16 protein-coding genes are annotated in these 22488 nt (G+C 45.9%); 8 read left to right on the top strand and 8 right to left on the bottom strand.

Features of this window, described 5'->3' with window-relative positions; translation table 11 throughout:
• Positions 1-256 precede the first annotated feature (256 nt).
• The 5 genes from QUA97_RS10885 to arr all read left to right on the top strand — a co-directional run bounded on the left by QUA97_RS10885 (position 257) and on the right by arr (position 8998).
• Positions 257-1531, top strand: a complete 1275-nt coding sequence (locus QUA97_RS10885) for a DHH family phosphoesterase (protein WP_194066407.1) — start codon at positions 257-259, stop codon at positions 1529-1531.
• A 998-nt stretch (positions 1532-2529) separates the two neighbouring features.
• Positions 2530-6138 carry a diguanylate cyclase domain-containing protein gene (locus tag QUA97_RS10880; RefSeq protein ID WP_333194602.1) on the top strand — a complete coding sequence of 1203 codons (3609 nt, stop codon included), beginning with the start codon at positions 2530-2532 and terminating at the stop codon, positions 6136-6138.
• Positions 6139-6227: 89 nt separating this feature from the next.
• Complete coding sequence (sixA, locus tag QUA97_RS10875; protein WP_194067911.1) at positions 6228-6722, top strand: phosphohistidine phosphatase SixA; 495 nt, start codon at positions 6228-6230, stop codon at positions 6720-6722.
• Positions 6723-6971: 249 nt separating this feature from the next.
• Positions 6972-8144 carry a citrate synthase gene (locus tag QUA97_RS10870; protein ID WP_194067912.1) on the top strand — a complete coding sequence of 391 codons (1173 nt, stop codon included), beginning with the start codon at positions 6972-6974 and terminating at the stop codon, positions 8142-8144.
• A 407-nt stretch (positions 8145-8551) separates the two neighbouring features.
• Entirely contained in the window at positions 8552-8998 is a 447-nt protein-coding gene (gene arr, locus QUA97_RS10865) for an NAD(+)--rifampin ADP-ribosyltransferase (RefSeq protein WP_333116548.1), read from the top strand.
• A 43-nt stretch (positions 8999-9041) separates the two neighbouring features.
• Here the strand turns inward: arr and QUA97_RS10860 are convergent, their stop codons facing one another.
• Entirely contained in the window at positions 9042-9173 is a 132-nt protein-coding gene (locus tag QUA97_RS10860) for a hypothetical protein (protein ID WP_333194601.1), read from the bottom strand.
• Between the two features lie 488 nt (positions 9174-9661).
• Here QUA97_RS10860 and QUA97_RS10855 point away from each other — a divergent pair, with 488 nt between their 5' ends.
• Positions 9662-9895, top strand: coding sequence for a hypothetical protein (locus QUA97_RS10855; protein WP_333090762.1), 234 nt, complete (start codon positions 9662-9664; stop codon positions 9893-9895).
• Here the strand turns inward: QUA97_RS10855 and QUA97_RS10850 are convergent, their stop codons facing one another.
• From QUA97_RS10850 to QUA97_RS10825, 6 genes are all read right to left on the bottom strand, one after another.
• Positions 9896-10873 carry a glycoside hydrolase family 24 protein gene (locus QUA97_RS10850; protein WP_333194600.1) on the bottom strand — a complete coding sequence of 326 codons (978 nt, stop codon included), beginning with the start codon at positions 10871-10873 and terminating at the stop codon, positions 9896-9898.
• Between the two features lie 151 nt (positions 10874-11024).
• Complete coding sequence (locus QUA97_RS10845; RefSeq protein ID WP_333194599.1) at positions 11025-11177, bottom strand: hypothetical protein; 153 nt, start codon at positions 11175-11177, stop codon at positions 11025-11027.
• On the bottom strand, positions 11174-11359 hold the full coding sequence (locus tag QUA97_RS10840) for a hypothetical protein (protein ID WP_333116536.1): 186 nt from the start codon (positions 11357-11359) through the stop codon (positions 11174-11176). Before QUA97_RS10840 ends, QUA97_RS10845 begins: the two co-directional genes overlap by 4 nt.
• 15 nt (positions 11360-11374) lie before the next feature.
• Positions 11375-11503, bottom strand: coding sequence for a hypothetical protein (locus QUA97_RS10835; RefSeq protein ID WP_333194598.1), 129 nt, complete (start codon positions 11501-11503; stop codon positions 11375-11377).
• Between the two features lie 401 nt (positions 11504-11904).
• On the bottom strand, positions 11905-12174 hold the full coding sequence (locus tag QUA97_RS10830) for a hypothetical protein (RefSeq protein WP_333194597.1): 270 nt from the start codon (positions 12172-12174) through the stop codon (positions 11905-11907).
• 188 nt (positions 12175-12362) lie between these two features.
• Positions 12363-13250 (bottom strand): YihY/virulence factor BrkB family protein, encoded by an 888-nt coding sequence (locus QUA97_RS10825; protein WP_333116531.1) that lies wholly within the window; start codon positions 13248-13250, stop codon positions 12363-12365.
• A 114-nt stretch (positions 13251-13364) separates the two neighbouring features.
• On the opposite strand from QUA97_RS10825, the gene QUA97_RS10820 reads away from it, so the two are divergent.
• Complete coding sequence (locus QUA97_RS10820; RefSeq protein ID WP_194067915.1) at positions 13365-14453, top strand: hypothetical protein; 1089 nt, start codon at positions 13365-13367, stop codon at positions 14451-14453.
• A 231-nt stretch (positions 14454-14684) separates the two neighbouring features.
• Complete coding sequence (locus QUA97_RS10815) at positions 14685-15578, top strand: CNNM domain-containing protein (protein WP_333194596.1); 894 nt, start codon at positions 14685-14687, stop codon at positions 15576-15578.
• A gap of 146 nt (positions 15579-15724) precedes the next feature.
• Here the strand turns inward: QUA97_RS10815 and QUA97_RS10810 are convergent, their stop codons facing one another.
• Positions 15725-22426 carry a glycosyltransferase gene (locus QUA97_RS10810; protein WP_333194595.1) on the bottom strand — a complete coding sequence of 2234 codons (6702 nt, stop codon included), beginning with the start codon at positions 22424-22426 and terminating at the stop codon, positions 15725-15727.
• Between the last annotated feature and the right edge of the window lie 62 nt (positions 22427-22488).

Raw genomic sequence — 22488 nt, 5'->3', positions numbered from 1 at the left:
AAGGGCTTTTGGCGCGCAAGTTCTGAGAGAATTACAGTCCGGGACGCACGCGGTGTCAAAAACCTGGTTTTTGCATCAAGTATCTCTCGGCTCGATCGACAATTTTTCTGAGAAACCGGTTTTTTGGGTCTAGGACTATTAAAGAAACCGGGTTTTTGCCTAATCTATAGACTGTAGGGCATAATTTTCTCCAAAAACCCGGTTTTTGGCCGCTCCTCCGTAAGTCCTAAATTAATTAAATGGTTAAACTTTAACAATGAAAGACCGCCCGCCTACTAATTCAGATGAAACATCTAGCAACCGCGAAGGTGAGGTTGACCCCATCGGCGAGGCTGTACCCGCAGCGAGTGAGCCCCAGAAACGGCGCAGCAAAGCTGAAGTTGCTTCCGAAGAAAATCGCGCCAGTCTCCGCGAGGAATTGCACGCTCGTAAAGTCGAGCAATTGCGCCAAATGTTCGATCGCAACAAAGGCAGTCGCCAGTTAATTTTGCTGCAAGATTTTCCAGACCCCGACGCGCTTTCAAGTGCTTGGACTTACAAATTAATCGCCGAAAAATACGATATCCAATGCGAGATTCTCTACGCCGGCACTCTCAGCCACCAAGAAAATATTGCCTTAGTCAAATTAACAGGGTTGCCGTTGCAGCGCTGGACGTTGGAAACGGCAAAAAGTAAGAATTTATCGGCTTATAAGGGGTGCGTTTTTATCGATAACCAAGGCACTACTTGTAACTTAACTGAGTTTATTTTAGGGGCGGGAATTCCGATCGCAGCAGTGATCGACCACCACAGTTTGCAGGGGGAAATGAACGCAGAGTTTACGGATTTGCGCCCGGAAATCCGCGCTACAGCCACGATTTTTACGGAGTATTTGCAGGCGGGAATGTTAGCTTTTGACAGCAGTATCAGCCAGCACGTCAAGTGCGCTACGGCTTTGATGCACGGTTTGCGATCGGATACGAATGCCCTCAGACAAGCTCAGGAGGAAGAGTTTTTAGCTGCTGCTTATTTGAGCCGTTTTTATGACTCGCAGTTGTTGAATGCGGTGTTGCAGTCGTCTCGTTCTAAATGGGTGATGGATGCGATCGAGCGATCGCTCAAACACCGCATCGTCCAGAACAATTTTTCGATCGCCGGCATCGGCTACCTCCGCTATGACGATCGGGATTCTATTCCCCAAGCCGCAGACTTTTTAATGACCGAAGAGAACGTACACACAGCCGTCGTCTATGCAATTGTTCACGACAAAGACGAAGAAATTGAAGTAGTAATTGGCTCGCTGCGAACGAATAAACTGACTCTCGACCCGGACGAATTCATTAAAGAAGCCTTCGGAAAAAATGCTGAAGGACGCTTTTTTGGCGGTGGTAGAAGTCAAGCTGGAGGCTTTGAAATTCCGGTGGGATTTCTTTCTGGCGGAAATGAGGATAGCGATTATGCAAGGATGAAATGGGAAGTATTTGATGCTCAGATAAAGCAAAATTTGCTAGATTTAGTTAGTCCTAAAGAGAATCCGATTTACGATCATTAACTTTGGAGTTTCTAGGCACGGCCTTGATTCCAGCAATAGCCGGGGAATGCGATGCGGGGTTCGACCTCCGGTTGCTACCAGGTTTTGCCATATTTTTTTCTACCGAAGCGCAAACTCTCAACTTAATCGTCAGTCCTCCCCCCATTTCAAATCTCCTCAACCGGGTTTTTTCACTCTTATTGAGGGTTGGAAATCAAATCCAGCACACCTCTGTCAGTTTGAACGAAGTAATATCGGCGTTGCTGATTTACGGTACGATCTCAATTCCGGTTTCACTCCTCATGATGTTAACTGTTAACAGTCAACAGTCAACAGTCAACAGTGAATTTACTATTCCGATGAAGAGAGGATTTGATATGAGGTGATGGACGGTAGCATCGGAATAATCTATTTGGACGATCGCACTCATAATTCCGATACTACCGGATTTGAGATGAAATGCTAAATATGCCAGTCATAGAAACCAGTATCGACAAAGCTTGAGGATTTTCAACTGATTTTTTTCATACCCTGATGAAGCAACGCCATAAATTTTATCCCATTTCCCAAAAATACACACCAAAGAAACCGGGTATTTTAACTATTGTCAAAGGATGCAACGAAGTATTTTCGTGAAAAACCAGGAGTTGGGAAAAATTTAGTTGGCTCTAGCTTACTAAAATTTACGATATGATTCTTCAATTATAACACTTTTACAGGGTTAACTTTTTTCAATTTGCTGATAAATTCGCTAAGTTAATCATAATTAGTTATATTTGGTCCAGAAAATTTTCGATAGCAATTAGAAAAAAACGCCGTAAAAAAGCACAATAAATCTCTAGAAACGATGAGTTGCTGAATGTAAAAAACTAAGATTTGTAGTATTCCCATTGTTAAAACACAAGTTAAGTATTTTTGCGATCAACCCAACAACAGATTATTAGAATTTCAAAAAATATTATATTTATTTGTTGCGGGGTAGAATAGTAACAAATAGCTAAAAAAAAAGGAACACGGAGATGTCTACAAAACAGACTTTCTCTTGGTCGTTAGAGAAAATCCTAGAAAAACTTTCAGAAATTGCAATTCTAATCAACGAGTTCAGGGATTGGGAGAGCATTTTGCAATGTGCGGTAGCAGAAACTAGGGTGCTGCTGCAAACCGATCGCGTAATTATTTATCGCTTCCTACCGCATGGAGATAGTGCAGTATTGGCTGAATCCGTTGGTGGCGAGTGGCCGCCCATGCTGGGACAACTGATTGATGACCCTTGCTTTGAAACAACCTGGCTAAAGGGTTACAGCCAGGGACAAACCAGCAGCATTGCTGATATTAACAGCGGTCATATTCCAGCTTGTCATATCGAATTGCTCGATCGCCTCCAAGTGCAGGCAAATTTAGTTGTACCAATTTTGCTAGATGGCAAACAGCAGCAATCTCCGAAGCTGTGGGGACTGTTGATTGCTCATCAATGCCGAAGTCCGCGTCAGTGGGAACCTCTCGACATTCAGATCCTGCAACACGTTGCAGTGCAGCTCAGCTTGAGGATGCGGCAACTGGAATCTCACCACCCGGTGCTGCCAAATCAACCGCCACAACTCGAAACAGCACCGGCTCAAACTGTCACGAATATAGAAAGAGTCAACCGTCAAAATAGCCTGGAACCAGACAGTGCCTGTTCCCTGAGCGGCGATATTATCCACCTCAGAGCCTTTGACTTGTTGCAAAACCCGATCTGGATATTTGATATTGAGCATTGGCAAATGCGGTGGGCAAACCAAGCATCCTTGTACCTGTGGAATGCTGCGACGCGGCAAGAACTCACGAGCCGCAACTTTAGCGATGTGTCAGAGTCTACTCGGATTCGCTTGCAGAGCTATCTGCAGCAGTTTGAGCAAGGCCAAACCTTGTCCGAGCGGTGGACGTTTAACCCCGCCGGTGAGCCTGTTTCTGTCGGCTGTCGGTGCTCTGGCATCAGGATTGACGGCGGGCGTTTGGCAATGCTGGTGCAGGGTACGATCGAAACCGTCGATCGAATTGAGCCGGAAACTCTGCGATCGATCGAAGCACTCCGCCACACCACGCTGATGGTTTCCCTGTACAGCCTAGAAGGCTTGCTGCTGCTGCAAAACCAGGCGGCCTTGCGCTGTTATGGAAACACAGACAATGCTTTTGTGAGCCGCTTTGTTGACGATCGGGTAGGAGAGCGAGCAATGGCAGTTCTCAAGTCCGGTGAGGTCTTTAGTGCTGAGGCTCAAGTGATTACTCTGGCGGGAATTCGGTGGCACGAGATGGACGTGCGATGTAGCAACGACCCGGTAACAGGCAACCCGATGTTGCTCGTAAACGAAAAGGACATTACCGACCGCCAGCAGACGGAAACAGCCCTGCAACAGAGTGAAGCCCGGTTGTCAGAAGCCCAGCGGGTTGCCCAGATCGGTAACTGGGAATGGGACGTAATTACGAGTAAAATTACCTGGTCTCCCCAACTATTCGAGATTGTGGGACGCAACAGGGCCCTGGGGGAACCTACCTATGAAGAAAACCTACAGCTTTACCATCCCGAAAGCGCCGAACAGCTACACCAGCTAGTTCTACGATCCCTCAGTCACGGAGAACCCTATCGATTGCGGCTCAGAGTCTTGGGTGTCAATGGTTCGATCCGCTATATCGAAGGCAGGGGACAAGTCCAACTAAATGCAGAGGGACAAGTCATTCGGTTGTTTGGCACATCCCAAGACATTACGGATCTGGTATTGGCCGAAACAGAACTCAGAGAAATGAGTACAGCCCTTGCTAATGCCGTGGAAGGCATCTCGCGGCTGGATCAACACGGAACGTATATCAGTGTTAATCAAGCCTATGCCAATATAGTGGGTTATCAGCCTGAAGAAATGGTTGGTATGAATTGGCAGAAAACGGTTGTTCCAGAAGATCTGGAAATGATGCTAGTGGCTTATCAAAAAATGCTAGCCGGAGGCCGAGTGGAAGTTGAGGCTAGGGGTATTAGGAAAGATGGCTCGATCTTTTACAAGCAGGTGGTCATGGTGACAGCCTGCGACGATCGCGATCGACCGATCGGGCATCACTGTTTTATGAAGGATATCACCGATCGCAAACAAGCAGAAGCAGCATTGCAACAAGAGTTCGAGCGTCAGGCTGTGGTGATTGCCACCCAACAGGAAATCGCCATCCGCAATCCCAATCTCGATGCAGTAATGGCGGTGATTGCAGAGAGGACTCAAGATTTGACCCGCGCCGATGGAGCAGTGATTGAAATCGTGGAAGGGGATGAAATGGTGTATCGGGCAGCCAGCGGTATCGCCACCAGCTATCTTGGATTACGGCTCAAAGTAGGGACAAGTTTATCGGGAAAATGTATTGCGACCGGCCAAATCATGATTTGCGAGGATTCAGAAACCGATGCACGGGTGGATCTGGCTGCCTGTCAGCGCATTGGTCTCCGGTCAATGGTGGTTGTTCCCTTGTTCTATCAGGGCGATCGGGTTGGCGTCTTAAAAGTCGTTTCAGCTATACCCTCTGCCTTTACAGAGTCAGATATCCAAACTTTACAACTAATGGCGGGGTTTATGGCCGGGAGCCTGCATCTGGCTTCGGAGTTTGATGCTAAAAACAGTCTCCTGAGTCAATTGCAGGAAAGCGAGGAACGGTATCGTTCTGTGATTACTACCATGACCGAAGGTGTCGTACTTCAGCTAGCAGACGGACAAATTACTGCCTGTAATGCTAGTGCTGAAAGGATTATGGGGCTCACAGCAGACCAAATGATGGGGCGTACATCCGTAGATTTAGACTGGCGAACCGTTGGCGAGGATGGCTCCCCGTTCCCGGGGGAACAGCATCCGGCAACGATCACCCTACGCACGGGAGAAGCGCGATCGAATGTGGTGATGGGCATTCACAAATCGGATCAAACCCTGACTTGGATTTCGATTAATTCTCAACCGCTGTTCCATCTCAATCAATCTCAACCCTATGGAGTAGTGACCACTTTCGCTGATATTACAGAACGCCAGGAGGCCGAGGAGATTCTGAAAAACCGGGCGGAACAAGAAAGATTAATGGCTATGACAGATGGGTTAACCCAAGTAGCAAACCGCCGCTGTTTTGATGAGCGATTGGAGTCGGAATGGCACCGACTGATGGAGGGCAAACAACAGTTGTCATTGATTATGTTGGATGTGGATTATTTTAAGCGATATAACGATTGCTACGGACATCAAGCTGGGGATATTTGTTTGGTGAAAGTGGCGAAAGCTGCGGCGGCTGCGGTTAAACGTTCGACGGATTTGTTTGTGCGCTATGGGGGCGAAGAATTTGCTGCTATTCTGCCAAATACGGATGCTGCAGGGGCGATCGCAGTTGCTGAGTCGATGCGAGATGCGATCGGAGATTTGGCCATCCCTCACGAGCAATCTGAGGTGAGTGCGATCGTGACTGTGAGTATGGGAATTGCTAGCATAGTTCCCTGCTGTGGCGAATCGCCGGATGAATTGATCGCCACAGCCGATCGAGCATTGTATGATGCGAAACGACAAGGGCGCGATCGCTACGCCTGTGGCGCATACCAGATGACAGTGCCAGATGTCAATCCAGTTGTAGAATAGGTAAAATATGTCGATCGCGCCAAACTTCATCCCTAAGTGCGTGTAAGCCGGGGCGTAGCCATCGCACAATTATCACAAGGACAGCCACAGTGCATCTCTACCTAGTCCGTCACGGCATCGCAGCGGAACCCGAAGAATACGATACAGACTCAGAAAGGCCCCTGACTAAACAGGGCGATCGTAAAACCAGAAAAATCGCCCAACGGCTCTACGATCTCGAAATTCAGTTTGATCTGATTCTCGCCAGCCCCCTACTGCGGGCCCAACAAACCGCCCAAATCCTGCTGTCACTCGGTTTGAGTTCCAAAATAGAAGAATCCGCCGCCCTCGCACCTTCAGCAGACATAGGAGACTGGCTGAGGTGGTACAAGCAGTGGCAGGAAACAGGCAACCGCAGCTTAGTCTTGGTGGGCCACCAACCAGATTTGGGTAATTGGGCAGAAACTTTGGTTTGGGGGCGATCGCAAGATGCCCTGATCCTCAAAAAAGCAGGTATCATCGGCTTAATCCTCCCCGAAACAGGCTCCCCAGTCGGCCGCAGCCAAATGTTCTGGCTCACAGGGCCCAAGTTTTTGCTTTGCTAGAAACAGCGAATCGGCCCCACAATCACAGGGCGCGCCAGCCCTCTTTGACCGGCATTCTCCGACTCCGCAACCGGGCGTGAGGAGATAAAATATCTAACGGTGCGATCGCAAACTCTATGGAAAAATCTCGTTTCTGAGCATCCTTGCGCCTCAGTAGCGAGTAAATGATTATTTGTCAAGACGGTGACACTATCTTGCTTTCTGGTAATGTAATTTGATTAGATTCAACTCACACAATACGGTATCGCAATGGTCGTCGGCGAATTCAAACCAGGTTTAGAAGGTGTTCCCGCCACCTTGTCCAGTATTAGTTATGTAGATGGACAAAAAGGGGTGCTAGAATATCGCGGGATTAGCATTGAGGAACTAGCTCTCAAAAGTTCCTTTGTGGAAACTGCATATTTATTAATCTGGGGCGTACTTCCGACACAGGAAGAACTAGAAGCTTTCGAGCATGAAATTCGCTATCACCGCCGGATCAAATATCGCATCCGAGATATGATGAAATGCTTTCCCGAAAGAGGACATCCAATGGACGCGCTGCAAGCTTCAGCAGCGGCCTTGGGGTTATTCTACTCGCGCCGAGCTCTGGCTAACCCAGCATACATTCGAGAAGCTGTAGTGCGGCTGCTAGCCAAAATTCCCACAATGGTGGCGGCGTTCCAGCAAATGCGGCGGGGTAATGACCCGCTGTTGCCGAGGGACGACTTAAACTACTCGGCTAACTTTCTTTATATGCTCAACGAGCGAGAACCAGATCCGCTGTTGGCTAATATTTTTGATGCTTGTCTGACTCTCCATGCGGAGCATACAATCAATGCTTCTACATTTTCGGCAATGGTAACAGCTTCGACACTAACAGACCCTTACGGGGTGATTGCTTCAGCAGTTGGCACTTTGGCCGGGCCGCTGCACGGAGGAGCAAATGAAGAAGTGATTGATATGTTGGAGCAAATTGGTTCGGTAGAAAACGTGCGGCCTTTTGTCGAGAAGTGCGTTGAAAATAAGGAAAAGATCATGGGCTTCGGCCACCGAGTTTACAAGGTGAAAGATCCCAGAGCAACTATTCTTCAAGGGTTAGCCGAAAAGTTGTTTGAAAATTTTGGACATGACGATTATTACGACATTGCTATCGAGTTGGAAGCAGTGGTTGAGGAAAAAATGAGTCATAAAGGAATTTACGCAAATGTAGATTTCTATTCGGGTCTGGTTTATCGGAAAATGGGAATTCCGACCGACTTATTTACGCCTGTTTTTGCGATCGCCCGCGTTGCCGGCTGGCTGGCCCACTGGAAGGAACAGCTAGAAGCAAATCGCATTTACCGGCCTACTCAAATCTATACAGGGACTCACGGCGAACCTTATATTGCGATCGGGGACAGAACCGCATCCTCAAGCATAGCGATCGATCCAGATCGATAAATGGCGATCGGACTTGTTTTGCAAACTGAAGTAGTCGTAGGGTGCGTCGCCCTGCAAAAATCTGTCAATAAAAATCGACTTTTCGAGTAGCGACGCACCTTACCAAAATTTTGGTTTTTTTCCTCATCTCTAGAAAAAAACAGGTGCGTCACCATGAAATTGTCGCTGTTGATGAAGGATTGTCGATGGCGACACACCCTACGGATAAAATTTGAGAAGATGATTGTTGAGGCGATCGCAAAAGTTAAGAATTAAGAAGCGATCGGGGCATAACAAATCATTGGAGCGGACAAATTATGATATTCTGGTTTTGGGCATAAGTTTTTCTGCCACTCAATTCAACCGTTAGCGGTAATTGTAATGAACAATTTCAGCAATCAAGAAAATATCAATGATAGGTTACATCAATGGAAAATAGTGAAAGCAATAAAAAATTAAACGAACCTAACCCAACACCGTTTTCTCAGACGTTCTTTCATGGAACAAAGGTTGCCCTAAAGATTGGAGATTTTATTGAAGCTGGTTTCAACTCAAATTTTGGACAAAGAAAAAAAGCTAAGTATGTCTTCGTGACAGCAACCTTAGATGCCGCTATTTGGGGGGCTGAACTTGCTTTGGGGGAAGGGTGTGAAAGAATATATTTAGTAGAATCAACAGGGCCCATTGAAGATGATCCTGATTTAACTGATAGAAAATTCCCTGGTAATCCAACAATGTCTTATCGTTCATCATATCCGTTTAAGGTTGTTGGTGAAGTTGCAATTTGGCAAGGACATTCACTAGAGCAAGTTAAAGCGATGAAAGATGGATTAGCTAGACTTAAAGAGCAAGGAATTGAGTCGTTGAATGACTAGCAAAACCTATTTTATAAAAATTTACAACTTAGGCAATCTGGTTCTATTCGAGATTGGGCAAGCAAAAATAGTTGACTTTGTTGTTGAGTTCTGAGAGATTATTGGCGATCGCAAAAGTTACGAATTGAGAAGCGATCGCACCTGTGAAATTAAATAAAATTTTGGCGATCGTCAAATACTTTGCCTTGACAAAATTATGCGGTAATATATTTTCATTTATTTAGTTAAACTGCAATTGTGGGATAATTACAACTTAGGTAAATAGGATGAGTCTCAGTAATACAGCAAAGGAAATGCTCTGGATTGGCTCCTGGAATGACCTAGACGAAATACTCAGTGCTAACAATGGTCTTATGTTAGTCGCTCCTGACTGGAGTGAAATGTCTCTCGATGATGCACAAGAAATGATCCAAGACCACGCATACGAGTCTCAGAAAGTACAGTTTGATCGCACTTACTACCGTGGAAAACCCGTACTTCGTCTCACATTCTTTGGTAGAGATTAGGTAAACAAAAATGGTTGGCTTCGTTGCTAAGTCCACAGAAATTATTGGCGATCGCCCTCCAAAACAAATCAAATCATTCGAGGATGTTTGTTGTTGGGTGAAATAGCGATCGCCCCATATAAACTTGAGAAGATGATTGTTGGGGCGATCGCCCGTTGTGCAAGATCACCTAAATTTTCTCGAAGAATTAGCAGCCGAGTACAGCAACACACCGTTAAACGCAGCAGACAAAAACTGTGCAATCGAGGTAATCAGCCGCCTAGAATCTCAACAGTCATTAGAAGGCCGCACAGTTAAAAACCCAGCGATTCTTACTGCTAACATCACACTTGCTCCCGCCTGTCAAGTTCTCATCCCCGACGCACCTTGGCGCAAAGATTACATCGACTGACTAATTGCTAACAACCAATCCGGGGCGGTAAATCCCTAAATTTTGCAAATACATTTGTTCTAGTTTGGGCATCGACGATTCCACGGAACCGCCAAAACGCCGAAAAGAAGGCCAGATGTAAGCGAGTTTTCTCACTGCTGACTCCAATCTACCCGCTTCTATATCTTCTAAGGCACCTTTTTCTCGGATTAACTCTACAGCTACCAGGTCTTGATTTTGGGGACTGAAATCGGTGAGGCTAAATTTTTTGGCGAATCTGTCCCAAGTTGTGCTCAGAAACTGATACCGCCCGGCCGCGTCGGAACACAGCTTTTTGCCGTAGCGCTGGCCGCATCTCATTTCTCTGGGATGGTCGCTGAAACTGACAAATGTGGTGCCTGTGTACTGGGTGCGATAGCCGTCGGGGCTAGCGGTGCCTTCGGCGGTGGCGATGGTGTCGAGAAAGGCTTTGACTCGATCGCGCTCAATGTTATTCTCTCTTCCGTCTGGTGAGTTGATAGCCCCAACTAACGGCGTGCGTTTAGGAGGCTCCGAGATTTCTGGCGAGATAGTTTGTCCCCACAACTTCGGAGTCATCCTACCCAAAAAAAACGACAAACAGATGCACAAACTCCACGAGACTTTAAAACGGAGGCGTTTTGACGGCTTGCTGCGCTGTCGCACCGGCCACTCCTGCAGGGGAATGGTTGCGGGTAAGATTCTTGTTTGCTGGCCGAAGGCGAACAAGGATTTGAGTGCTAGTAAAGTTTGCTTGTAAAAACGGGATGCAGCTTGGCGGGCCCTCATGGCTGCAGCGAAAGTCTGGACATCTGTCAGAGTTACTTCTGCCAGCGGTTTTGCTACAAACATCCGAAAACTATTGGCCGCCTGCCAGCTAAAGCGCTTGCTGCGGCTGGATTGGCGCTCCACCCACAGGCGAATTAGCTGGATGTCGTCCATGGGTTGCAGATGGCTTCCCAGATTTTCTGGTGCGTACAAGATTACCTCCTGATATCGCTTTTAGTTGAAGGTTCCCAGTTAGAATGGTTGAAATCCACAGGGATCAATGGAAACTCGCTTCAACCATACTAAGTGATACTATTAAGCGCTCACGGGGTCAAGTGTAACGGCCGATTTTTGTTCGAGGAGTTCAGCAAACCCGACTTAGTTGGGACGGTATCGCCTCCCAACTGAAATAGGCTTGGACGCGCCTGCGGCCTGCTTGTCCGAGTTGCTGGCGCCATACTTCATTTTTTGGTGGCGCGAGCAAACCGGTTTCTCGCGGCACTACCGTATATTTCAATCCTCCCACGAGGCGACGACGGGCGTGCCGCAGGCCATCGCTTCAACGGCCACTAAATCGTCGGCGGGGAGAATCTCTCGGCTCAAGCTGCCGGGAAAACTGGTAATGTCGCTTAAGCCTAATTGTTCCACGATGCTGCCGATCGCATCGCGCTCTTGTCGCTTTCCCCACGCGCCAGCCACCGCCGACGATCAGTTTTAAATCGGCCTTGCGTAGCGCTGACGCACGTAAACATTTTGTCCCCCCGCTTCTTCTTTGCCAATTTCCACAGCGGGCTCGCCCTGTACAAAGCTGGGGGCGATAGTTTTTTTTGCTAATGAAATCATGATTTTTACCAAAATTTAAAAAAATGCAGCAGGTGAAAAGTATAATTTTGGCGACTGCGGGGGGAATAAAGGTTAACTGCTAATTTTTATTAAAGTCAAAGCGCGCGATCGATAAATCAGCCTTCAGGGATAAATTGCCAGATAAATTTGAAATACGAGTTCCTTCTGCTGGCAGAGACCAGCCGCAGCTAAAACTCTGGATAATCTAAATGGCAATAAACGAGGGTGAAGGAAATTACCCAAATTTGGGCTGGCATCTAACTCGAACCTGCTTTCAGCTTGTGGTTGGAGATGTTCCCCTCAGTCCGAGGCAGGATTTTTAACCCTTGCGATAAATAGGTATAAATTTGGAGAAACCAGAAGTAAATCGTCCCGAATAAATTCTGTATTCGGGACGCATCCTATTTCAAAAGCCAGATTTGTTCATCTGACTTTCTCGAAGAACAGCCACGATTTTTAAAGAAATCAGGTTTTTTTGACCTCAATCCTAAGAATGTGAAAAGGCGATCCTCTCCGAGGGCTGCGCTAACGAAAAAAGCAAAATTATTGCCTTCAAGCTTTGTTATTTCTTCCGCCTTTTGCCTTCTTATTTTAACTAGAATTCTTGTATCAAGATTCGGTCTTTTAACCGCAAATTTACAGCGGATAAACACAGATAAACGCAGATCCATTCGATGGAGTCTGCGATTGAGTTCAAGAGTTCTACTAACCTCTGTTAAATTAGTTAAATCTGCTCAATTATGTACACCGCAACGGCAGCAAAACTTCCTGATTCTGTCAAACCAGGAGTTGTACCTTAACCTCAAATTTCCCGTTGGTCTAATCTTAGGAATTGTTCCGATGTTTGGGTACAAAGGATTCATTCCCCGTTTTCGATGTTGAGAATCTTGTTTCGCGAACTTCGCATTTTGGAACCGTATCGGTTAGCCCAAACTTGGGTAAACTCGGCACCCAAAAACAGAATTTGAGCGGAATAATTAATCCAAAGCAGGATAATCACGAAGGAACCTGCTGCACCGTAGGTAGAGGCAATACCGCTGCTTCCGAGGTATGCTCCAATTAGGGATTTGCCAATCGTAAACAGCAGAGAGGTAATTGCTGCACCAATCCAAACATCATTCCAGGCAAGCTCGACATCGGGCAATAGTTTGTAAATTAAGGCAAAAAGCATCGTGACTACGCCAAAGGAAAGAGCAAAATCTACAATTTGCCAAAGGCCTACTGGTAAATGCAGCAAACCGTTCAACCACGAGCTGATGGCTGCTAAAACAGCGCTAATTACTAAAGATACTAGCAAGAGAAACCCTATACCTAAAATCATCGCAAAAGACAATACGCGGTCTTGCAGAAATCCCCAAATGCCACGTCCGGGAGGCGGTGAGACATTCCAAATAGTATTGAGGGCATCTTTGAGATTAGTAAATACGTTGGAAGCGCCCCACAAAAGTGTAGCGAGACCGACTAAAGTAGCGATCATGCCTGACTTGGGTTCGGAGGCTTTGAGGATGAGTTCTTGGACGGTTTGAGCGCCATCTTTGCCGATTAAACTTTGGAGTTGGCCGACGATTTGACCTCGGGCTGCGTCTTCACCAAAGACTAAGCCGACGATCGCAATTACGATAATTAGCAGCGGGGCGAGGGAGAAGACTGTGTAATAGGCTAGGGCGGCGGCTAGGGTTGGGGCTTTATCTTTTTGCCATTGAGTAAAAGTTTCTTTGAGCAGCGATATGCCTGTTTTTAAGTTCACGGTTTTGGGTTTCCTCATACTTAGTGTTTACCAAGGGATTATAATAGATTAGGGTCTTTTTAGCGTCTCCCACAAGTTAGATCGAGCGATTAGCAAATTCGGAAAATTACTTTTATGTCAGATTCCCACACAACTGTTAACAACACTGATATCAAATCTCCCAAAAAAGCAATTTCTTGGGCAAAACTGAGCGCATTAGTAGCAGCCGTCAATTTCTTGTTGGTGATTTTCCATTTCAGTTACCCGCAGATGCGCCCTGTTTATTTGAGCTATTTTCCGGCTTTAGTTAAAATTTACGATCCGATTAAAGGCATTGATTCGAGTTTGCCAAAGGCGGAATCTTTGCAAGCCTCTGACCAGTTTTGGCGAATTGATGCGTTTTTTATAGGTTATTTTTGGGCGGAATTTTTCATAAAAAGTCTGTTCCACAGCCGTCGCAAGCCGGGGGTAAGTTGGTTGGATTTTGTGCTGAGGCGCTGGTACGAGGTGTTTCTGCTGATTCCGATTTGGCAGGGGTGGCGGATTCTGCCGGTATTGCTGCGGCTGCACAAGTCGGGTTTGGTTAATCTCGATCGCGCCGTTGCTCAAATTACCTACGAACCGGTGGCTTATTTAGCCGATACGATGTCGGAATACATGATGGTGCGGTTTATCAATCAAGCTCAAAGTTCGATCGAACAGGGCGACGCAGCGCGGGTACTGCTAGATCCGCAGCAGCCCTACCTTCACGTCAATCAGGAAAATACGATCGAACGAATTACCAAGCGGATTTTCGATCTGACAATTTACAAGGTTTTGCCGCAGGTGCAACCGGGTTTGGAAGAATTGCTGCACCACAATTTGGAAGCGACAATCAAACAGTCGGATTTTTATCAACTCCTGCAAACTTTCTCTCCGATTAATATTTTGCCTGAAGAAATGACCGAACAGCTAGCCAATTATCTGGCTCAAACTGCTGTTGATGTGGTAGCAACTACTTACGAAGACGATAAGGGGCGAAAAATTATCGATAATTTCAGCCAAGAATTTAATCAAAGTTTGCGGCGGGAGTTGCAAGACGAGAAAACTCTCGGAGAATTGCAGTCGTTGCTGTCGGATTTGTTGGAAGAAGTTAAGTTGAATTACATTCAAGGCGGGTTGAATTCCGATCCGGAGCAAACTTTTACGGAAATTCACTCGTTGCGGGGGGTAAGGGAGGGTTGATCCAGCAATTAGTTTCGGGTTTGTGAATTGGATTTTTTTAACGAACCGCGAAGGCGCTAAGGGCGCGAAGGGGGAAAAGAGAAGAGTAAGAGTTCACAAGTTCTACGGGTAAGGTGCACAGTGCGCCTCCTACAAATACGGGTAGTGCGGATATCCGATGTCAATTTATCTGAATGGCTAAGCTAAAATAAAGGCGTTAGTCAAAAACATCTATCGTATTATTTATCTATTTTGAACAACTTTACTTCCCTGGAAATAGAAGTCGCCCAAACATTGCTGAGGTTAGCAATGTTGCTGGGATTAACACTTTTAATCGCGTTTTTCGTGGCGTCAGAACTAGCATTAGTATCAGCCGATCGCCATCAAATCCGCCAACTCGCCCAGTTGCGCGATCGCCCAAACGCCAAAACTGCCGAACTCGTCCACCAAGCGCAGAACAACATACCGCATTACCTGTCGGTGACTCAAACAGGCACAACGGCAGGGAGCTTGCTGTTGGGTTGGTTGGGTGAGGGTGCGACTGTACACTGGATTGAGCCGTGGATCGACAAATTGCCGATCGGTCATTTAGCCGCCTGGGTGAGCGCTCATTCGATCGCAATTCCCGCAGCATTTATATTAGTAACTTACGTCGAAATAGTATTAGGAGAACTAATCCCCAAAGTATTAGCAACCCACGCCCCGGAACGCACCGCTTTGCTGCTGATGCCAGCCATAGAAATCTGCTCAAAAATACTGTGGCCGCTGCTAGCAATTCTCAACGGTACTGTGTGGCTGCTGACAGGTTGGATTACCAGCCAAAAGTCGGAGCCCCTGCTGCCAACTTCCGAAGCCACTATCATTCAAAAAGATGCTCATTCAGCACTGATTTCCGGCATCTGGGAAGTGACAGCAGTTAACGAAAAACTCGGCTTAAACCTGCCCGCGAACCAAGCGTACCAAACAATCGCCGGATTCGTGATTCACAATTTAGGTAAAATGCCAACTCAGGGCGATCGGTTATTGTGGGGCGAGTTAGAAATAGAAGCAGAAAATGTAGTAGATGGCAGTTTAGAAACAGTGCTACTGCGCCAAGTAACACGCCCCTTATTTGAGACTCAACATCCACAACTCGTATTGAATTGAACTACTACGAGTAGGAACAATGATTTCTCAACTCTCGATCTTTCCTTCCATTTTCTTCCTTAGCGTACTTTGCGTCTTCGCGGTTCGTTTCAATCCTGAGATTTGAGACTAACAAATAATCCCAAATCTCAAAAACTGCACCTTTCTCACCCAACAGCAAGCTCGATCGCACCCCCAACCAACTGCTCGTAATCCTCCAACAACCAAGAAGGCAAACAACTATTCGCATCCTGAACTTGCAACTGCCCAGGGCGACAAAACAGCATCGCCGCCAACAAATTATTCACAGCTTCAGGCGCTCCAAAACCTTTACTCAACTCAGCAACCAACGAATTGAAAAATGCGCGATCGCTCTCATTCAAAGGATCATTCACAAACCCGCAGCCCAGCAGAGCCTTGTAACCCTTCCCGAAATCGCTCCGGTACAAAAGTTCTAATTGTTCGCCAGAAACCCTCAGCCACAAATCAGCAATTTGCCTGCGAATTGACCGCAAATCTGCTATTACCAATTCCGCCGTCGGGTCAATTTCATAAAGATTGACCGCAGCAGTTAATTGATTGAGCAACTGCGGCAAATAATCTTGTTTCACAATTGTTTGTTCCGATGCCAACAATGCGCTTTCAAACACATTTTCGTAATCCTCAATCAGCCACTTGGGCAAGCGGGTGCGAGGGTCGGGAACCCGCATTTTTCCCGGCACAAAATACAGCATCGCACCAAGCAAAGCATTGATAGCTTGAGGATTCACTAACCCTTTACTAATTTCAGTTAATTGCTGCAAAAACTTCTGTTCTGCTTCCGTCATTGACTCGGATTGCAACCCGCAGCTAAGTATTGCTTGATATCCCTTACGAACTTCGCCTCGGTAAACTGTTTCCAGTTGTTCTGAAGGAACAATCAGCCAAAAATCAGCCAGTTGTTTGCGGATTTGGCGTAGTTCTAAAACTACCGATACGTCAGAAGGATCTATGCGATAAAGATTGACGCATCCTAACAGTTGATTGGCAAATTGCGGAGATTGAATGTATTGCAATAACAAGTCAGAACTTGACTCGGACTTGACGGCAGCTTCTGTCTCAAAAACTTGTTCGTAATCTCCAATTAACCAGTGCGGTAAACGGTTACGAGCGTCGGGAATCCGCATAGTTTCTGGTGGAAAATATAGCATTCCCGCCAGCAAGGCATTGACAGCTTTAGGATGGACTAATCCTTTGCTAAGCTGAGTTAGTTGCTGCAAAAATATTTGTTCGCTTTCTATCATTGGTTGACGTTGAAAGCCGCTTTTGAGAAGGATTTGATAGCTATTACCGGGGGCGCTTTGGTAAGCTGTTTCGAGATTTTCGGCGGGAAGGTTCAGCCAATAATCAGCGATTTGTTTGCGAATTTGACGCAGTTCGGATATTAGTGAAATGTTTGATGAGTTTCTCTGGTAAAGCTGGACGGCATTCGAGAGTTTTTCACCCAAGTCGGCTGGTTTGGGAATGCTATCCTGCAAGCTGCGGGCTGCTTCTAGGTGGCTGCTTTGCCAGTTGCTAAAGAGTTCTTGGAATAATTTCGCGATCGCCCCTGAATATGCCACACTATCGAAACAAGCGGGATTAGCCTGCATTCTTTCCTTAATTTCCTGCCTTTTTTGCAGCCGCAACTGCGGGTTAGTGCCGAGATTAACAGCTAGCTGAATGTAAGATGCTTCGTCACGCGCAATTAAATCGGGCATTTGCAATTCCCGCAACATCGCCGCACCTTGGCGGAAGCGCAAAGCATTTCCCTCCACAACCACCGCCGGCAATCCTACTTGCAAAGGATCGATTAACGATGTAGCCCCAGCGTAGGGAAAAGAATCGAGATAAACATCTGCTAGCTGCAAAAACTCTTTGACATCCGCGCGGCTTGGCAGTTGTTTCACGAACCGCAAGCGGTTGTTATTCACGCCGTATTTAGCGCAGATAGCGTTCATATTGTTAACAAAAGGTGTCACTGGATAAGTCCGAGTCCAAGCAGGCCCGAAGGGATATAAAATCAAGATTGAATTCGGTACAGCAGCTAGAATTTTTACCCAAGTTTCTCTCAATTCCGGCAGAATCTTGTAGAAGTTAGCGCCGGAGACAAAAACAGTTGTGTTGTCGGAAATTCCCAGACTTTGGCGCGTAGGTTTGACTGTAGCAACTTCCGATTCTGTGGCGTATTTGAAACAAAAACCGCTGCCTTCGAGTACAGCCAACTGTTCGCGATATTGTGCTTGATAACTAGCATCCGGCGCGGTGAATTTGCCTGCGATGTAGTAATCCATGTGCCGGATGCCGGTGGTTGTTGGGGAACAGAAAGAGGTTGTTTGTACCCTAGCTAAACGGTGCATTGCTAGGGAACCAACGGGTTTGTTGATAGCTGTTAAATTCGTACCAAAAAACAGGATATCTAAGTCGTCGGCGCGGATGGTTTGGACTTGCGATGCAAAGTCTTTCGGGAGTGCAACCAGCTTGTCGGCGCGACTTTGACAGTATTGTTCTAATTGGTGGCCGCTGGTGTTGAGGGCGTACAGGTAAATCTCGAACTGGTTGCGGTTTAAATGCTCGAAAACCGGGATGGTGGCGAAGGTTTCGGTTTGCGGCGCGAAATGGTCGCTGATGATGCCGAGGCGGATTTTTGTCCGCGCGGGCGATCGCGCCGGGAAGATACAATCAATAGAACAACCGCGATTTTTCAGCGCAAACTCGATAATCTCTGCCCGTTTGGTATAAATATCGCGCAGGTTTTCCGTCGTAAAGTACAGCGGAATAAAGTTAGCAATTTGCGCGAACAACAAAGCAATATTCTGCCACAGAGGCGACTCGGAATTCTTGAACAAATTCCTATGTACGTAATCAATCCATCCTCGAATAAATTGATAGTAACTCTCTGCTTCTCCTTTTGTTTGAAAAAGGTTAGGACAGGTGAACATGAATTTGAGATATTCGTTGGCGAACCAGTTAGGAATTGTCGCGCGATCGTAGTCGATCGGCAATTGGTCGGCGCGACGGTACAGCATCGCTGCTAGCAGGTAATTGATAGCTTTCGGGTCGTTAAATCCTTTCGCCACATTGGCGGCTAATTCCCTCGCAAAAGTCTCTTCTGCATCGGTTAGCGGTTCATCTCTAATCTCGCTGGCAAGCAGGGCTTGGTGCTGTTTTCCTGTATCCCCCGCAAAGGCACTTGCCACTTGTTCGGCTGATAAATTCAGCCAAATATCAGCAATTTGTTTGCGGGTAGTTCGAGTGTTTACCGCAGCAGATGTGTTGCTTGACTCTTGCGATTGCCGAGCGGTAGAGCTGGAAAATCCGGTGGAAGGTTGATGAGATTCACCAAGTAATAATAGTGAAACTAATGCCTCTTTTAATTGGGCCGATTGACTGCATTTGAGTCCTTCTCGAATTTGAGCGATCGCCGCCTCAGATTCTCCGTCTGTTAGGAGTTTTTTAGCTGTCTCCAAAGCATAGAAAGCATAATGTTCTCGGGCTTGATTCGATAACTTATCGGCGATCGCCCTTGGCAAATATGATTGAGAAATGTCGATCGATCTTCGCACATCAGCAATTAGCCCGCCCGACTTCAGCAAGCGAGTATTGTCTGACGAAGTATGCTGGCGATACCAAGCCAGCGGTTCCGGTTCGTACCAAATCGGATAATGCACTGCAACTCGCTTCCACATCTCCCAATCAGAAGCAGCACCAGCTTGAGGGCAAAAACCTCCCAAACTTTCGTAAACACTACGTTTAACTGCGATGGGAGAAGCTTGCAAGCGACACATCACAATAATCTGTTCCAACCAATCAGTCAGTACCCCAGGAGTTTCTCTTTCTAACCAAGATACCCAACGCTGATTTCCCGCTTCGTCTGTATAAATGTGGCGGCAAAAAGCTGCACCCACACTCGGTTCTTTTTCTATACCTTCTCGCAAGCGGCTGTAAAATCCCGGCAATACAACATCGTCGTCGTGCAAAATGTGCACCCACTCACCGCGCGATCGCTGAATGCAGAGATTAAAGATAGCAGTTTGACCGATATCTTGCTCTGGATGTCGGTAAAAATTAACTCGTCCACCGCCTACAGCATTAACAATAGCCTCCATTTCATCTTGGATAGATTGGTTCGAGCAATCGTTAACAACTTCTATTTGCATTTCCTCAGCATTAGGAGCCTGTTGCAGCACACTTTTTAACGCTTGCTCCAAATATTTTACCCGGTTGTAAGTAGGAATCATTACAGACCAAAAAGGTCGGTGAATATTAGAAGCAACAGGAGAAATTTGCGCCACTTCTAAAGCCGCAGCCGGAACAACAGGAACAGCAGTAACATTTACCTGCTGTTTTTTTCCTCCAGCTAACAGTTGCATCCAGTCTGCCGCTTGATTAGCATCACTCATCCGATTTTTAACTTCAGAGTTCAATAAATTAAAATACGAACTGTGTAAAATTTTCTGGTGCAATCTTTGGACATCTTGCACTATTTCTCCCTTCAGCAAGTTTTCTCTTGTCAGTTGATTGAGGTGAACGCGCCAGTTGGATAAACTTTTGTTGACAAAACCAATTTTGTAGTGGCTCATAATTCTGAACCACATTTCAACATCAACTAATTGCTGCAATTCTACATCAAAAAATCCGACGCGATCGAAAACATCCCTTCTAATCAAAACTGTACTCGGTTCTCCAATTTTATTAATCGGATTGTTCAACAGATTAGGATCTGCCAGCAGTGTTTTGCCATCTTGTACTCGCTGCAAGTTTGACCAGTTTTGAGATATTTCTAAAGCACCTCTACCGATTGCTTGACAAGCCGCATCGGAGTTAGCGTCTCCTGCTAGCAAAACTCCCCGCCGCGAAAACACCAAACCTATTTGCTCGTCTTGTTCTGCTAAATTTACCAGTTCGGCAATACAATCCGGTTCTAGCAAATCATCTTGACATAACAGCTTAATATATTTCCCTTTTGCCTGAGAAATACAGTGATTCCAATTTTTAACTAATCCAAATTTCTCGTGCACAGAAAATTTGAACTCGCCGGGAAACTTGTCAGTGAGTGACTTAGCAATGGTCATTGTGCGATCGGTCGAACCGTCATCTGAAATAATAATTTCTAGATGGGGATAAGTCTGAGCCATAGCGCTAAAAAGTGCCTCGCTCAGATATTTCTCGCCGTTATAAGTAGGAATACAAATGCTAACTAAAGGCTGCATTCTTTCGATCGGGTTTAACTGTTCGTGCAGCTTTTTCACTAAATACTGGCTGAAGCAAGGATCGCGATCTATTAAATTTTTCCATCTTGATACCATTAATTTAGACGCTGCTGCTTCAATCTTTAACTGTTCTTCATCACTCAGTTCAAACGCCCAACTTTTTAATTCTTGATGCCAGACTTTGGTGTGACTTATATATATATTTCGATACCCCTGATCCATCATTTTTAAACATAAGTCAATATCGCTGAATACAATGGGTAAATTGTCATCAAAACCGCCGCTGCTGGTAAATACTTCCCGGCGACACATCAAGCACGATCCCGTAACAGCGGAGACATTATTAGTAAATCCTATGTGTACTATGTCCTCATACTCTAATACCTTCTTAACTCCCTTGTAGGCATGACTGGCAATCCCGTTCACACCTAAGATAAATCCTGTATTTTGGATAGAATTATCAGGATATAGCAACAGCCCTCCCACAGCGCCAATTGACTGTCTTTGAGCTTGCTCGACCATACCATTGAGCCAGTCTTTCTCCCTGATTTCGGTATCGTTATTTAAAAAGAGTAAGTAATCTCCTTGTGCTTTTTGTGCGCCAAAATTATTCAGGCGAGAATAATTGAATGGAATGTCTAATCGGTAGCATTGAAACTTATTTGGTTGTAAAGTTAGCCACTTGTTGATAATATTATTTGTTTCAACTTCTCCACTGCCATTGTCTATTACCACCACTTCGTAATTAGGATACGAAGTTAGGGAAAAAATTGATTGTAAACATTTATTTAAAATACTCCCAAAATCCCTGGTAGGAATGATAATACTAACCAGTTTGTAACTCTCGATCGCGTACCGAACAGTATAGTGACCGGGGTAATTTTGATGTGCTATAACTTGTCCGGCTTCCCCTCTTCTGTGAATTGTATCTGTGATGGCTCTCGCTGCTGCTTCGTAGGCATAAGGTTTAGCATCCCTAGAAGCAGAGGCAGATTCGGGGTGAAATCTCCAGTGGTAAAGGATTTTAGGTATGTGGAATATTTTGTTAGTTTTTTCTGTAAGCCTCAAAACCAGATCGTAATCTTGACTGCCATCATAATCTGCTCTAAATCCACCGATTTCGTTAATTAGCGATCGCCGATAAGTACCCAGATGGCAAGTATACATCCGAGACAAAAATGAATCGGGACACCAATCTGGCTTGTAACAGGGAAGACAAAAATTGTTGCGCTCGTCTACCTTATCTTCATCGGAATAAATCATGTCTGCATCGGGATGCTGGTTCAGCAGGATTACCACTTCCTGCAAAGCATCTGCAGTAAGCAAATCGTCGTGATCTAGCAGCGATATAAATTCACCAGTTGCTAATTGTAGTGCCGAATTTGACGCACGAGATATGTGACCGTTTTGACTTCTAATAATTCCCTTAATTCTTGCATCTTTTGCCGCATATTCTTCTAAAATTCGCTTGACGTGAGGCTGGGTAGAAGCATCATCAGCAATGCACAATTCCCAGTGAGTGTAAGTTTGATTTAAAACAGATTGAATAGCTTCTCTCAAAAACTGCTCGGGTGTATTGTAAACTGGCATCAGAATACTGATAAGCGGCTGATAGCTCAACTGATTTGTAGAATTCATTGCGGGGAAACCTCTGTGTTAAATAATTGATTTTGAGCTGGCTAGTGTTGAAAAATGCTGCT

The organism is Microcoleus sp. CZ3-B2 (assembly GCF_036705055.1).
GTDB lineage: Bacteria > Cyanobacteriota > Cyanobacteriia > Cyanobacteriales > Microcoleaceae > Microcoleus.
The sequence above is the reverse complement of the archived record's forward strand: the minus strand, read 5'-3'. Positions and strand labels throughout refer to the sequence as shown.

Coding starts and splice junctions, on each gene's coding strand:
- QUA97_RS10830 (WP_333194597.1), bottom strand. CDS start 12,174: ATGGATCTGCGTTTATCTGTGTTTATCCGCTGTAAATTTGCGGTTAAA.
- QUA97_RS10835 (WP_333194598.1), bottom strand. CDS start 11,503: ATGATTTCATTAGCAAAAAAAACTATCGCCCCCAGCTTTGTACAGGGC.
- QUA97_RS10870 (WP_194067912.1), top strand. CDS start 6,972: ATGGTCGTCGGCGAATTCAAACCAGGTTTAGAAGGTGTTCCCGCCACC.
- QUA97_RS10820 (WP_194067915.1), top strand. CDS start 13,365: ATGTCAGATTCCCACACAACTGTTAACAACACTGATATCAAATCTCCC.
- QUA97_RS10810 (WP_333194595.1), bottom strand. CDS start 22,426: ATGAATTCTACAAATCAGTTGAGCTATCAGCCGCTTATCAGTATTCTG.
- QUA97_RS10885 (WP_194066407.1), top strand. CDS start 257: ATGAAAGACCGCCCGCCTACTAATTCAGATGAAACATCTAGCAACCGC.
- arr (WP_333116548.1), top strand. CDS start 8,552: ATGGAAAATAGTGAAAGCAATAAAAAATTAAACGAACCTAACCCAACA.
- QUA97_RS10880 (WP_333194602.1), top strand. CDS start 2,530: ATGTCTACAAAACAGACTTTCTCTTGGTCGTTAGAGAAAATCCTAGAA.